General features: G+C 52.8%; 11 protein-coding genes and 1 pseudogene. 10 read left to right on the forward strand and 2 right to left on the reverse strand.

Features of this window, described 5'->3' with window-relative positions; translation table 11 throughout:
• Positions 1 to 48 precede the first annotated feature (48 nt).
• The 9 genes and pseudogenes from KNP60_RS02700 to KNP60_RS02740 all read left to right on the forward strand — a co-directional run bounded on the left by KNP60_RS02700 (position 49) and on the right by KNP60_RS02740 (position 9,452).
• Positions 49 to 1,338, forward strand: coding sequence for a nucleotide sugar dehydrogenase (locus KNP60_RS02700; protein ID WP_214754072.1), 1,290 nt, complete (start codon positions 49 to 51; stop codon positions 1,336 to 1,338).
• Positions 1,339 to 1,354: 16 nt separating this feature from the next.
• Complete coding sequence (locus KNP60_RS02705) at positions 1,355 to 2,152, forward strand: ABC transporter permease (RefSeq protein ID WP_034778846.1); 798 nt, start codon at positions 1,355 to 1,357, stop codon at positions 2,150 to 2,152.
• Between the two features lie 7 nt (positions 2,153 to 2,159).
• Positions 2,160 to 2,936, forward strand: a pseudogene (gene tagH / locus KNP60_RS02710) (teichoic acids export ABC transporter ATP-binding subunit TagH); the annotation flags it as partial.
• Between the two features lie 80 nt (positions 2,937 to 3,016).
• On the forward strand, positions 3,017 to 4,123 hold the full coding sequence (gene wecB / locus KNP60_RS02715) for a non-hydrolyzing UDP-N-acetylglucosamine 2-epimerase (RefSeq protein ID WP_034778842.1): 1,107 nt from the start codon (positions 3,017 to 3,019) through the stop codon (positions 4,121 to 4,123).
• A gap of 76 nt (positions 4,124 to 4,199) precedes the next feature.
• Entirely contained in the window at positions 4,200 to 4,679 is a 480-nt protein-coding gene (locus KNP60_RS02720; protein WP_034778840.1) for a hypothetical protein, read from the forward strand.
• Between the two features lie 24 nt (positions 4,680 to 4,703).
• The gene (locus tag KNP60_RS02725) at positions 4,704 to 6,137 is read left to right on the forward strand and encodes an MBOAT family O-acyltransferase (protein ID WP_034778837.1); all 1,434 of its coding nucleotides are present in this window, start codon (positions 4,704 to 4,706) and stop codon (positions 6,135 to 6,137) included.
• A gap of 18 nt (positions 6,138 to 6,155) precedes the next feature.
• A complete protein-coding gene (locus KNP60_RS02730) occupies positions 6,156 to 7,397 on the forward strand; it encodes a DHHW family protein (RefSeq protein WP_214796875.1) in 1,242 nt (413 codons plus the stop codon).
• Between the two features lie 37 nt (positions 7,398 to 7,434).
• Positions 7,435 to 8,847 (forward strand): glycosyltransferase, encoded by a 1,413-nt coding sequence (locus KNP60_RS02735; protein WP_034778835.1) that lies wholly within the window; start codon positions 7,435 to 7,437, stop codon positions 8,845 to 8,847.
• A 101-nt stretch (positions 8,848 to 8,948) separates the two neighbouring features.
• Positions 8,949 to 9,452 carry a YdcF family protein gene (locus KNP60_RS02740; protein WP_214796876.1) on the forward strand — a complete coding sequence of 168 codons (504 nt, stop codon included), beginning with the start codon at positions 8,949 to 8,951 and terminating at the stop codon, positions 9,450 to 9,452.
• A 35-nt stretch (positions 9,453 to 9,487) separates the two neighbouring features.
• Here the strand turns inward: KNP60_RS02740 and chrA are convergent, their stop codons facing one another.
• A complete protein-coding gene (chrA, locus tag KNP60_RS02745; RefSeq protein ID WP_214796877.1) occupies positions 9,488 to 10,672 on the reverse strand; it encodes a chromate efflux transporter in 1,185 nt (394 codons plus the stop codon).
• A 5-nt stretch (positions 10,673 to 10,677) separates the two neighbouring features.
• On the reverse strand, positions 10,678 to 10,986 hold the full coding sequence (locus KNP60_RS02750; RefSeq protein ID WP_058764359.1) for a PadR family transcriptional regulator: 309 nt from the start codon (positions 10,984 to 10,986) through the stop codon (positions 10,678 to 10,680).
• A 201-nt stretch (positions 10,987 to 11,187) separates the two neighbouring features.
• Here KNP60_RS02750 and KNP60_RS02755 point away from each other — a divergent pair, with 201 nt between their 5' ends.
• Entirely contained in the window at positions 11,188 to 13,872 is a 2,685-nt protein-coding gene (locus KNP60_RS02755; protein ID WP_353048630.1) for an HD domain-containing phosphohydrolase, read from the forward strand.
• Positions 13,873 to 13,899: the final 27 nt, after the last annotated feature.

Raw genomic sequence — 13,899 nt, forward strand, 5'->3', positions numbered from 1 at the left:
TCGCACTGAGAAATCGCAGGGCACACACACACTTGGAGGTTACTACAAATGAAAGTATGTACAGTAGGTCTTGGGTATATTGGTTTGCCGACATCGGCAGTCTTCGCTAAATACGGCGTCGACGTCGTTGGGGTAGATATCTCTCAAAACGTCGTAGATAAATTGAACCGTGGCGAAATCCACATCGAAGAGCCAGGTCTTGGCGAAGTCGTAGCCGACGTCGTCGCAAAAGGTAAATTCCGTGCGTCACTCTCACCGGAGAAAGCGGACGCCTTCATCATCGCCGTACCGACACCAAACAATGATGACGAGCACAAGTCGTGCGACCTCACTTACGTTTTGGACGCGACACGTAAAGTCCTTCCATTCGTCGAGAAAGGCAACGTCATCATCGTCGAGTCGACAATCGCGCCACGTACGATGGACGATTTCGTCAAGCCGATCGTTGAAGAAGCTGGATTCGTCGTCGGCGAAGACATCTTCCTCGTTCACTGCCCAGAGCGTGTCCTTCCAGGACAAATCTTGCATGAGCTCGTGCACAACAACCGTATCGTCGGCGGCATCACGCCTGCCTGTGCGGAAGCTGGCGCACGCGTCTACGGCACATTCGTCGAAGGCGAGATCGTCAAGACGGATGCGAAGACGGCTGAAATGTCGAAACTCATGGAGAACACGTTCCGCGACGTCAACATCGCCCTCGCGAACGAACTCGCTAAAGTGTGTAACGACCTCGACATCAACGTCCTCGACGTCATCGAGATGGCGAACAAACACCCGCGCGTCAACTTGCATAGCCCAGGTCCTGGCGTCGGTGGTCACTGCCTCGCGGTCGACCCGTACTTCATCGTCGCGAAGTCACCTGACCTTGCTCAAATTATCAACTTGTCGCGTGAGACGAACGTCTCGATGCCAGCTTACGTGGCCGACAACGTCGAGAAGCTCGTTGCGGGCATCGAAGACGCGAAAGTCGCTGTCTTCGGCGTGACGTACAAAGGAAACGTCGACGACATGCGTGAAAGCCCAGCCGTCGACATCTGTGAGCTCTTGCTCGACCGCGGCGTGAACATCTCGGTTCATGACGGTCACGTCGAGAAGTCGACATCGAGCCGCTTCGACCTCGTATCGAAAGAAGAAGCGATTCAAGATGCGGACCTCGTCCTCGTCCTCGTCGACCACAACGAATTCAAGACACTCGATTTCGCTGAACTCAGTGGAGCGATGCGTCGTCCGATGATCTTTGACACGCGCAACATCGTGAAGCCAGCTGGCGACGATGTGGCTGTCGTAAACTACGGCAACTTGTACAAATTTACAAAGGAAACGAATCTCGTACGTTGATTCAAGGTGAATTCACATGTTTAAATCCGCGAAAGCTATTCTTTCAGAACTGCAATCGAGTAAGTATCTGATCATGCGTCTCGCGACGTATGAGACGAAGAGCAACTATTCAATGCAGTACCTCGGATTTTTATGGGAATTCGTCACGCCATTGCTGCAAATCGCAGTCTATTGGTTTGTATTTGGATTTGGTATTCGAAGCGGCAGGCCGATTGATGGCGTGCCGTTTCTGCCATGGCTCGTTGCGGGGATTGTTGTCTGGTTCTTTATTGCCGCGGCAATCACTTCCACGGCTCGGTCTGTCTATTCGAAGATTGGGTTAGTTTCTAAGATGAGCTTTCCAATCTCAACGATTCCTGCGTACGTCCTGTTATCGTTGTTTTATCGCCATGCCATTTTAGTGGCGGTATCCTACGTGTTAATGTGGGCGTTCGGCTATCCGATGGGGCTGCATTCGCTTTGGTTCATTTACTTGGCGATCAGTGCTCTTGCCTTACTTTACTCGCTAGCGTTAATCACGTCCGCACTGACGACCATCGTGCGCGACTTACAAAACTTATTGCAATCGCTCATGCGAATGCTCATGTACTTGACGCCGATTTTTTGGGTTCCGACCGGCCGTCTCGCAGATATTCTTCAAGTCAACCCATTGTATTACTTGATTGAAGGCTATCGTTCGATGTTCCTCGGTACCGATTGGCTCGCGAACAACTGGGCGTATGGTCTCTACTACTGGGCGATCGTGCTCGTCCTCTTCTTTGTTGGTTCGATGATCCATATGCGCTTCCGTCGATATTTCATCGATTACATTTGAGGAGGCTATCATGTATCAAGTTAAATTTGAAAACGTGTCAAAACGTTATACGTTATACAACAAGCCGACCGACAAATTGAAGGAGATTTTCCTCAATAAAACGAACGGGAAGCAATTCTATGCGCTCCGGAACGTCACGTTTGAAGTGCCGCCGGGCGAAGTCGTCGGCATCATCGGCATCAACGGGTCAGGGAAATCGACGATGTCGAACCTGCTCGCGGATGTGATGCCGCCCACCCACGGTCAAATCCAGTTAAAAGGCAAGACGGCGCTCATCGCGATCTCGTCTGGCTTGAACGGGAACTTGAGCGGGATGGAGAATATCGAATTGAAAGGGCTCATGCTCGGGATGACGAAACAACAAATCGCCGAGCTGACGCCACAGATTGTCGAGTTCGCCGATATCGGTGACTTCATCTATCAACCCGTCAAGACATACTCGAGCGGGATGAAGTCGCGTCTCGGATTTGCGATTTCGATTAATATCGACCCTGATATCCTCGTCATCGATGAGGCGCTCTCGGTCGGTGACCAAACGTTCACCGACAAGTGTCTCACGAAGATGAACGAGTTCAAGGATCAAGGCAAGACGATTTTCTTCATCAGCCACTCCGTGTCACAAGTCCGGCAGTTCTGTACGCTCGGACTTTGGCTCGAGTTCGGCGAGGTCCGCGAATACGGACCGGTCGAAGAAGTCGCACGTGAATACAACAAGTTTTTAAGATGGTTCCGTAACTTATCGAAAGACCAACAAGACGCGTTTAAAGCGGATAAGTTGAAACGCCGGACAACCGTTGTCGAATCTACAGAGCTCGGCGAGACGTATATCTTGCCGCCGCTCACAGAAGAGGAGTTAGCGAATCGATGAAAAAAGTAATGACTGTCTTCGGGACACGCCCGGAAGCGATTAAAATGGCACCACTCGTCCTCGAGTTGAAGAAACGTGAAGGGGTCGAACCGATCGTCGTCGTCACGGCGCAACATCGTCAAATGCTCGACCAAGTGCTCGAGTTGTTTGAAATCAAGCCAGACTACGACTTGGATATCATGAAAGACAAACAAACGTTGTATGACGTGACGTCACGCGTGCTCAAAGGCATGGGTGAAGTCATCGCTGAAACGAAACCGGATATCGTCCTCGTCCATGGTGACACGACGACGACGTTCGCGGCATCGCTCGCGGCGTTCTATAACCAAGTCGCGGTCGGACACGTCGAAGCGGGTCTTCGCACGTACAACAAGTACTCACCGTTCCCGGAAGAGATGAACCGTCAGCTCACAGGCGTGATGGCCGACCTTCATTTCGCACCGACGGAAACGTCGAAAGAGAACTTGCTTCGTGAAAACAAACCGGAAGACAAGATTTTCGTCACGGGCAACACGGCCATCGACGCACTCAAAACGACGGTCCGTGAAGACTACACGAACGAGTTGCTCGACTCAATCCGTGAATCAGGCCGCCGTCTCGTCTTGCTCACGGCCCACCGTCGCGAGAACCTCGGCGAGCCGATGCGCAACATGTTCCGCGCCGTCCGTCGTTTGATCGAGAAATATGACGATATCGAAGTCGTCTATCCGGTCCATATGAACCCGGTCGTCCGTGAACTCGCTAACGAGATTTTGCACGACATCGACCGTGTTCACTTGATTGAGCCGCTCGACGTCTTCGATTTCCACAACTATGCGTCAATCTCGCACTTGATCCTCACGGATTCAGGCGGCGTGCAAGAAGAAGCACCGTCACTCGGTGTTCCGGTCCTCGTCCTTCGTGATACGACGGAACGTCCGGAAGGCGTGGCCGCTGGTACGTTGAAACTCGCTGGTGTCGAGGAAGAAGTCATCTTCGGTCTCGCTGATGAGCTTCTTTCGGATGCAACGGCTTACGAGAAGATGTCGAAAGCCTCGAACCCTTACGGTGACGGGGAAGCGTCACGACGCATCGTCGACGCCATTTTGGCAACGGATTTCTAATAACTTAATGTAAAAGAATAAGAGTTGTCTCGTACATGCGTACGGCGACTCTTTTCTTATAAACGGAGGAAACGATATGGCAGTCAAACGAATTCGCCCTGCGATTTATCATTATTATCCGCGCGGCTTTCAAAAAGACCATTTACGGATGCGTGAAGAAGGGTATAAGACAGAAGTTACGTTCATGCCGGAGAGTGAGTCCGACTCGATTTATGTGCAACTGTTCGATTTGAAATTTGAAATCCCGCCGTCACAAATGTTTTTACCCGACGCCAAGATGGACCCTTGTAAGACAATTGGCCTCGATACACAGATTCACGTGCTCAGCGATGCGACCGTGAAGCTCGAGATGTATTTCATGCAATATAAAGATAAGGAACGTGTCTCGAACAAACGCTTCAAGTTGACGCTCAACCCGGGCGTCAACCAGATCGAGGAGTCGATTCCTCAAGTCGAAGGTGCGGAGTATTTCAAACTCTCTTACAAGTATGTGATTGAGACGACGGAGCCCCGGACCATTCGACTCGACGATTTATATCTCTCGTTTGAGGAGTAATCTTGTAGGAAGGGACTAACTCAGATGCTATTTAGTTCAACCGTCTTTTTATTCTATTTCTTGCCGATCGTCATCGGTTTGTACTTCATCTCGCCGCGTCCCGTCAAAAATATGATTTTGCTTGCCGCGAGTCTATTTTTCTACGCGTGGGGCGAACCGCGATTCGTCTTGATCATGCTCGCGTCGATCGTGATGAACTACGTCTTCGGACGGCTCGTCGATCGTGACCGACAACATGAAAAGAAAATCAAGTTATGGATGACGCTCATGGTGCTCGGGAACTTAGGGATGCTCGGGGTGTTCAAATATGCGAGCTTCTTCGTCGAGAACGTCAACAGCGTCCTCGGCTTCTCGCTGAACGACCCGGAAATCCCGCTCCCGCTCGGCATCTCGTTCTTCACGTTCCAAGCGATGAGTTATGTCATCGACGTGTACCGCAAAGACGGTCAAGTCCAGCGCAACATTTTCGACTTGGCACTTTACGTCTCGTTCTTCCCGCAATTGATTGCCGGACCGATCGTCCGCTATCAGACGGTCGCCGATGAAATTGTCGACCGGCGCGAGACGATTGATGACTTCGTGTCTGGGATTCAGCGCTTCGTCATCGGTCTCGGAAAGAAGATGATTTTAGCGAACAGTGCCGGCTACGTCGCCGACCAGATTTTCGGCATGCCGGCCGGCGAGATGTCGACGACACTCGCCTGGATCGGGGTCATCGCCTATTCGCTCCAAATTTACTTCGATTTCTCAGGTTATTCGGATATGGCCATCGGGCTAGGGCGCATGTTTGGGTTCCACTTCTTAGAGAACTTTAACTACCCGTATATCTCACGTTCTGTTTCGGAGTTTTGGCGCAGATGGCACATGTCCCTCGGAAGCTGGTTCCGAGACTACGTCTACATCCCGCTCGGCGGAAATCGCCAAGGCGAGTGGAAGACGTATCGTAACTTGGCCATCGTCTGGCTCTTGACCGGTGTATGGCACGGGGCGAGCTGGACGTTCATCGCCTGGGGTGTATACTATGGAGTATTCATCATGCTCGAACGTGCATTTCTTGGGAAATGGTTGAAAGCGATGCCGTCTTGGCTATCGCTATCGTTCACGCTGTTCGTCGTCATCATCGGTTGGGTGTTCTTCCGAGCCGACGATTTCCCATATGCGATCAGTTATTTACAGGCGATGTTCGGTCTTCACGGCGGTCCGCTGTTCGACCAACAAGCGCTCTACTACTTGGTTCAATACGGTGTCGTCCTCACGATCGCCATCATAGGGGCAACGCCAATCCCGCGTATCGTCGTAGGGAAACTATTGAGCCAAGAACTCGATGAGACGAAATCGATGACGACTCGTCGCATCGTCGGACTTGTCCGTGTGACGGGCGTGACCGTGCTCTTCTTCTTATCGATTTCGTATATCGTGTCGAGCACGTTCAATCCATTTATCTACTTCCGCTTCTAAAGAGAAAGGAGCAATACGATGCAGAAGCCGTTAGATTCTCGAAAGCCTGGTCCACGCCCGATCAAAGAAAAACCGAAAGGGCTCGAAAAGTCCTGGTTCGCTGACTTTCTATTGCTCGGTGTGTTTCTAGGCGTACTTTTTCTCGGTCTGGCCACGTATTGGTTCGGTCAAGATCGGGAAGTGTCCGTGTTAGAAGGGCGTGAACTCGCACAACAACCAGAAGCATCAGTCAAGGCCGTGCGCGATGGCTCCTATATGGAAGCGTTTGAAACCTATTCGAGTGACCAAGTGTTCCAACGTGACCGTTGGATGGGGCTCCAGGCCGGTTTCCAAAAGAACGTTTTCCGACAACAAGTCAATAACGGGGTGCTCGCCCTCGATAATGATGTGCTCATCAGTCCGGACGAGCCGGTGCGCGAGTTTGACAACATGAAGCGCCTGTTCCCGGAATTCGGGGCGGCGATGCAAGAACAGGACGTCCCGGTCTACTTCGCCTCAGCTCCAAGTAAACCGGCTTTCGCCTCTAAAAATGAGTTGATTCCGGATTACGTCATGAGCGGGGACTTGGAGAGCCGCGGCAATTTACATGACGCGGTCGAAGGGGCCGAGTTCGAACTCATCGACCTCGGCGAGATAATCTTCAATCAACCGATGGAAGACATCTATTTCTATAACGACCACCATTGGAACGTCCACGGGGCTTTCCTCGGGTATCAACAAATCATCGAACGGCTCCAAGAAGACTATAAGGATGTACCGAAACTTGAGGCGTCCGATATGGAGACGTTCAAGATCGACCAACCGTACTTCGGCTCGCACGCCCGTGAAATCTCACTCCCGTACGTCGAGAGACTCGACTACTTGGAATGGTTGGAACCGAAAGATGGCTTCACGACCGAGGTCTGCCGGAACGGTGATGACTGCGGTCACTCTGTCGTCGTGCGCGAAGAAGCCGAAGAGACGGCTCGGTTCTCTGACTTCTATCGTGTATTCATGGGAGACAACTACGGACAGCTGCGCATCGAGCAGAAAGATCCGGTCAACGACTTGCACGTGCTCGTCTTGAAGGATTCGTACGCCAACCCGGTGCTCGGCTTCCTCGGTGAATCGTTCGGGACGGTGTCGGCGATTGACGTACGCTACGCGGAAGGCAAAGTCGATATCACGGACTACGTCGAAGAGAACGATGTCGACCTCGTCTTGTTCATGCATAACGACCGCATCTCCGGGATGTCTGGGGATTACGAAGATTCGTTCTAAGCTGTATATCACACGAAATTGAGAAGGGATCAATCAAATGAGGATTCTGTTACCTGTATTTTTCCACTCGGCGATGGGTGGGCTGCACCTTCACATTTTAGCGTCGGTCCGCCATTTACGTAAACATGGACACGATATCACGGTCGTCTCGAAACCAGGTCCGTTTGCGGATGAGATTCGCTCGCTCGGCGGGACCGTCATCGAGACGGACTATACGAACGAGAATGTCAAAGACGTGATCGAGCAGTTGATTGAATTGCCGTTCGACGTCGTCTATGCCCACCCGTTCAACTCGCGCCAACTCGGTGTAGCGGTGGCGGAGGCAAAGAATATTCCGTTCGTGCTCGTCATTCATGGGATGTATCACGATGACATCGATCAGTACCATACGAGTATCTCAAAAGTCATTGCCGTGTCTGACAAGATCGCGGAGTATTTGGTGGAGCATTGTCCACAGATTGCCCCGAAAGTAGAAGTCATCTTGAACGGGGTATCGGATTTGTTCCAACCGAAAAAACCAGCGCGTAAGAAAGAACGTCTCGTCGGGATGTTCTCATCCCGCATTGACCCAGATAAGCTGTTTATTTTAGACGTCTTTTTAGACGGTTTGAAAGATGAGCGCGTCCAACAAATGCCGATTGATTGGTATGTGATTGGAGACGGGACTCAGCGCGAGAAGTACGAGGCTCGGTATAAAGAGACCGTTGAAGGGACGAACCAAAAAATCGAATGGCTCGGCTGGCTCAGTCAGGAAGAGCTTCCAGAGACGATGAGCGAAGCCGACTTTATTATCGCTCCAGGTCGAGCGGCACTCGAAGCCATGGCTGTCGGAAAGCCAACGATTGCCGTCGGCAGTAAAGGCTACCACGGCTTGATCACTCCAGAGTCATGGCGTGACGCTGCCAAAATTAACTTTGGCGGTATCGGGAAAAAGTATGACGGCTATAAGAGCGGCTCGATTGGTGATGAAATCAAGCGCCTACAGGACGAGTCGTACCGGGCTGAACTCTCGACATTCTCAGCCGAGTTGGTCGACCAAGAATTCCGAGACGTGGTCCCCCAAACTCGTCTGGAGCAATTGCTCCAAGAAGTGATCGCCGATGGCGGGCCTGCTGTCGAAGTGGAGGCGGTGTATCCGTACAGCCGTTACGAACAGCTCAACTATTATCGGGCGGCCCAATTGCTAGAAGGGAAGCTCGATAAGAAAGAAGCGCTCCGTAAGCAAACGAAAGAAGAACGAGATCAAGCCCGTAAGAACACGAACCAAGTGAAACGTGACTTAATTGCGGCGAACCGTTCGAATCGTGACAAGGACAAGCAAGTGTCCACCCTTGAAACGACGGTGAAGCAACTTGAATCTGAGAAAGAAGGTTTGGCTAAAGAAATCGAGACGTTGAAGCAACAACTCGACAAAGCGAAATCACATCCGATTGGTAAGTTCTTTATGTGACTTGGCGGCTATAACGAAGGACCGGTGGAAATTCCATCGGTCCTTCGTTGTCCCTCGATTTTAAAAAGATTGCTATAATCATCCCGAGGCAGGTGAGAGAGATGGCACAAAGAAACGCTGACGGCACGTATCGCTACGTCCTCGTCCTCGGTGCAAAAGTGAACGGGATTCAACCGTCCCGTGCCTTGTTGCACCGGATTGAAGCGGCGGCTGAATACGCGAATCAATATCCGCACGTCGAACTCATCGCTTCTGGGGGACAAGGACCTGATGAAGGAATGGCGGAGGCCCGCGTCATTGCCCGGGAGTTGACGGCACGTGGCATTGATGCGGCGCGAATCTATATCGAAGCGGAGTCGACGTCGACGTATGAGAACTTTCTGTTCAGCCGTCCGATTTGGAGTGGAGAGTCTGGTCTGACCGTCGTCACGAACGACTTTCATGTGAGGCGGGCCAGGCTCGTCGGACGCCTGTACTTTGGGCTCTCGACCGACGCACTGTATGCGAGAACGCCGACGGCCACAAAACTGAAGTACGTCGTCCGTGAACAGTTGGCGTACGTGAAGCTGTTCATCAACTATATGCGCTGGAAATGGCGCCCATGACAAAAGGGACTTCGCGAAGAAGTCCCTTTTTCGTGTTATAACGTGCCGATGATCATCCCGCCGATGACCCCGACGATGACGAGCGCCCAAGGCGGCATCTTCCAATACGCGATCATGGCGAACAAGAAAGCAGCGAAGACGAAGTCGACCGCACCGTTCACCGTGCTCGTGAAGATCGGCTGATAGAAGGCGGCAATCAAAATCCCGACGACGGCAGCGTTGACACCGATGAGCGCACCGGCGACTTTTGGGTTGCGACGGAGTGCATCCCAAAACGGCAAGGCGCCGAGGATCAACAGGAACGCCGGCAAGAAGATGGCAAGCGTGGCGAGCAGTCCGCCCGGGACGCCATTGATGACCGCCCCGAGATAAGACGCGAATGTGAAGAGCGGTCCCGGTACGGCTTGGGCGGCCCCGTAACCGGCGAGGAACGCCTCTTCACTTAAGAAACCGGCCGGTACGAGTTCACGCTCGAGCAGCGGCAAGACGACGTGGCCGCCGCCGAAGACGAGGGCCCCGGCGCGGTAGAAGCTGTCGAACATGGCGACCGATTGACTCTCGATCGTCTCCCGTAAGATCGGCAAGATGACGAGGAGCGCCCCGAACAGGCCGAGAAGCGTCGCCCCGAGCCGTTTCGAGAGCGGAAACGAAGCCGACTTGACGTCGAGGTTTTGCGGTTTGAACAGCAAGAACCCGGCAAGTCCGGCGAGCAAGATGACGAGCACTTGGCTATAGGTCGTCTGCCATAACAGGACTCCGGCGAGTGCGAAGAACGCGATTGTCCGCGTCTTCGCGTCCGGCGTCAATTTACCGGCCATTCCGAGAATGGCGTGGGCGACGATGGCGACGGCGACGACTTTCAATCCATAAAGCCAGCCCGCGTCTGAGACGTCGAGTCCCGATACCAATAGGGCGAATAAGATGAGGGCAATGACGGACGGGGCCGTGAACCCGATGAACGACGTGATCCCGCCGAGGATGCCGCCACGGACGATCCCGATGCCGATACCGACCTGGCTGCTCGCCGGGCCCGGCAAGAACTGACAGAGGGCGACGAGGTCGGCATAGGCGCGTTCGTCCATCCATTTGCGACGGCGGACGTACTCCTCATGGAAATAGCCGAGGTGGGCGACCGGTCCGCCGAACGAGGTCAGGCCGAGCCGGGTCGATACGAATAAAATCTCAAGTAACGTTTTGAACGTTACGCGTTGGTTGGACATGTGCTTCACTCCTTAATTTCTTTGAATAGTTCATACGCTTTTTGACGGGCTTCCGCCAAGACGACGAGGCCTTTTTCGGTCGTCGTGTAATTCTTCCGGATATGACCCTCGACGAGCTCGTTCGTCCGGACGAGCAGACCGTCTTGTTCCATCGAGTGCAAAATCGGATAGAGCGTGCCGGCGCTAATCGAGTAGCCGTGCTCGCGGAGCTCCTCGACCATCCATGCTCCGTACACCGGGTGTTCAGAGGCGTGGTGCAAGATATGGATATGGATAAAACCGAGAAACAGTTTTCGAAGAACGCGGTCTTCCACGTGCATCATCTCCTTAAAATCGGTTTTCGATATCGGTTTTCGTAATCATACTAACAATCGAGATGGGGAGGTGCAAGCCGAGAGGTGTCATTTACAAAAACTTAATGTGCGCATATTGGCGAGAATCGATTCGGAAAATATAGGGAATTTGTAAGAAATGAGGTAAACTGAAAAGTAGAATTGAACGGAGGAGGGACCGACGTGGCAGACTTAGACCAGACCAAATTTCAATCCTTGTTGCGCCATATGCCCCAAGGCTACGTCGAGTTTAAAGTGCTCTACGATGAGGCGGGGGAGCCCGTCGATTACGAGTTTCATGAAGTGAACGAAGCGTTCGAGCGCATCATGAAAGCAAAGCGCGAACAGTTTCTCGGTGGACGGATCACCGACAAGTTGAAAGATTTTGAATACAGCGAACGGGAATGGATCGTCCAAGTCGCGCGTGCTGTCAGTAGTGGCGAAGCCATCACGTTCGAACATTTCTCACGTCGCAACAAGGCCTGGTATGAACTGTCTGTCTTTAGCGAGCGTCCGGGTCATGTGTCGACGCTGTTCCACGACATCACACCGCACGTCCAAGAGAACAATGCGCTGAAACAACTCGTCAACGTGTCGCACCGCTTCGTGACGACCGGACGAGAATTGTTGATGAACCAACATTTCCTAGACCAGATTCGAGGGTTCACCGGTGCCAAGGCCGTGACGCTCAATTTAGTCGACGATGATGGACAGACGTACTCGACCGTGGCGCTCTCGGGCATTGATGAACTGCTCGAGCGCAGTCTCGATGTGCTAGGCTTCCATCCGGTCGGCCGCAAATGGCCGATGAGCCCGAAACGGTCCAAGTTACTCGAGGCACCGAGCCCAATCGTGTTCGACGACATTTTACCGCTCGTCGACGGGGTGTTGCCGAAACGACTGATCAAAAATATTTTACGGATTTTTGACCTTGGCCAAGTCGTCTTGTTTAAAATCGAGAAGGACGGTGTCTTTTACGGGGATTTGACGATTGTCATGCAAGGAAATAAAGAGGCGAGCCGCCTTGGGCTCGTCGAATTGTATATCGTGCACATCCTCGAGCAGATGACGAAAGCGGACCGGCAAATCGGGGATGCGAAGGAGTCGATGTTCGAAGGGTTCGCGACCGTCGACTTGGAGTGCATCATGTCCCTGACCAATCATGAGATTTTCCATTTGAACGTGGCGTGGGAGCGTGTGCTCGGGTTTCCGCTCGAAGAACTCGAGAACATGGACTTCACGAGCCTGATTCATCCCGATGACGTCGAGAAGACGAATGAAGCGTTCGCCTTGCTCGAAGCAGGCCAAGACATCTTCCGTTTCGTCAACCGATACCGGACCATCGATGGAGACTATCGATCAATCGAGTGGCACTCGAAAGTCCAAGGCAACTATATTTACGCCGTCGCTAAAGACGTGACGGAACGCGTCCAGCTCGAGGAAGAACTCGCCGAGCGGGACCGATTGCTCACGAAGCTGTCCGATCAAGTGCCCGGTGCCATCTATCAGTTCGAGCGGCGCCCGGACGGTAGCTTCCACTTCCCATTCTTTAGCCGAGGATTCGAGGTACTGACCGGCATTACGTTCGAGGAGATGAAACAAGACCCGGGTCTCGTGTTCTCAAAAATCCATCCCGACGATTATCCGAACGTGATGGCGAGCATTGAGACGTCGTACGAGAACTTGACGATTTGGGATGCGGAGTTTCGCGTCCTGACGCCCGACGGTCGGACAACGTGGATTTTAGGATCGTCGCGTCCAGAGAAGCTTGATGAAGGGCATGTCCTTTGGCACGGCTATATCGGTGACGTGACCGAGAAGAAGAAATATGAGATGGAAATCGAGTATTTGAGTTATCACGACCAGTTGACCGGGGTGAAGAATCGCCGTTACTTCGATGAGGCGCTCATCACGTACGACGAGCCGGACTATTATCCGCTCGCCTTGATTGTCGTCGATGTCAATGGGTTGAAGCTGACGAACGACGCGTTCGGTCATCTCGTCGGGGATCGCTTGTTAATCGAGGCGACGATGACGCTCAAACGTGAGATTCGAGGGAAGGATACGGTCGCTCGAATCGGTGGGGATGAGTTTGTCATCATCATGCCGAATACGTCACTTGAAGAGGCGAACCGCTTGTCCGATCGCCTGAGCCAACTGTTCCTCGCCAAATCGATCGAAGGGCTGCCGATTTCGGCATCGTTTGGGGAAGCGGTAAAGGAAGATGACGCACTCTCCATCGCGGAAGTGTTCAATTTGGCCGAGGACCGGATGTATCACCATAAAGTGTCGGAGAAACAAAGCCGACGCCACCATTCGATTCAGCTCATCATGCGAACGCTTTACGAGAAAATTCCACGCGAGGAAGCGCACTCGCAACGCGTCGCTGAGCTGTCACGGCAACTCGGACGGGCGATGGGCTTCACGAGCGCCGACGTGAACGAGCTCGTCACGGCAGCAACGCTACATGATATCGGCAAAGTTGCCATCAGCAATGAGATTTTAGACAAGCCTGGGACGTTGACCGAGGCTGAATGGCGTGAAATCAAACGTCATCCTGAAGTGAGCTATAACATCTTGAGCACGGTGCCGGAGTACGGACCGCTGTCGGAGATCGTGCTTGCCCATCACGAGCGCTGGGACGGCAACGGGTATCCGAAAGGGATTAGCGGCGAGCAAATCCCGCTCGCCTCACGGATCATCTCGATTGCGGACACGTTCGACGTCATGATGACGGGACGCCCTTATCGGAAGGCGAAGACGCTCGACGAAGCGCTCTCTGTCATCGCAGCAGAGGCGGGCCGACAGTTCGACCCGGAACTCGTAGAGGTGTTCTTCAAGAAGGTCGTCCCCACGTTGCAACGTTAATCGAATCGCATGAAAAAGGAGAGCCCC

Origin of the sequence: Exiguobacterium sp. s5 (genome assembly GCF_018618075.1) — a bacterium.
Taxonomy (GTDB): domain Bacteria; phylum Bacillota; class Bacilli; order Exiguobacteriales; family Exiguobacteriaceae; genus Exiguobacterium; species Exiguobacterium mexicanum_A.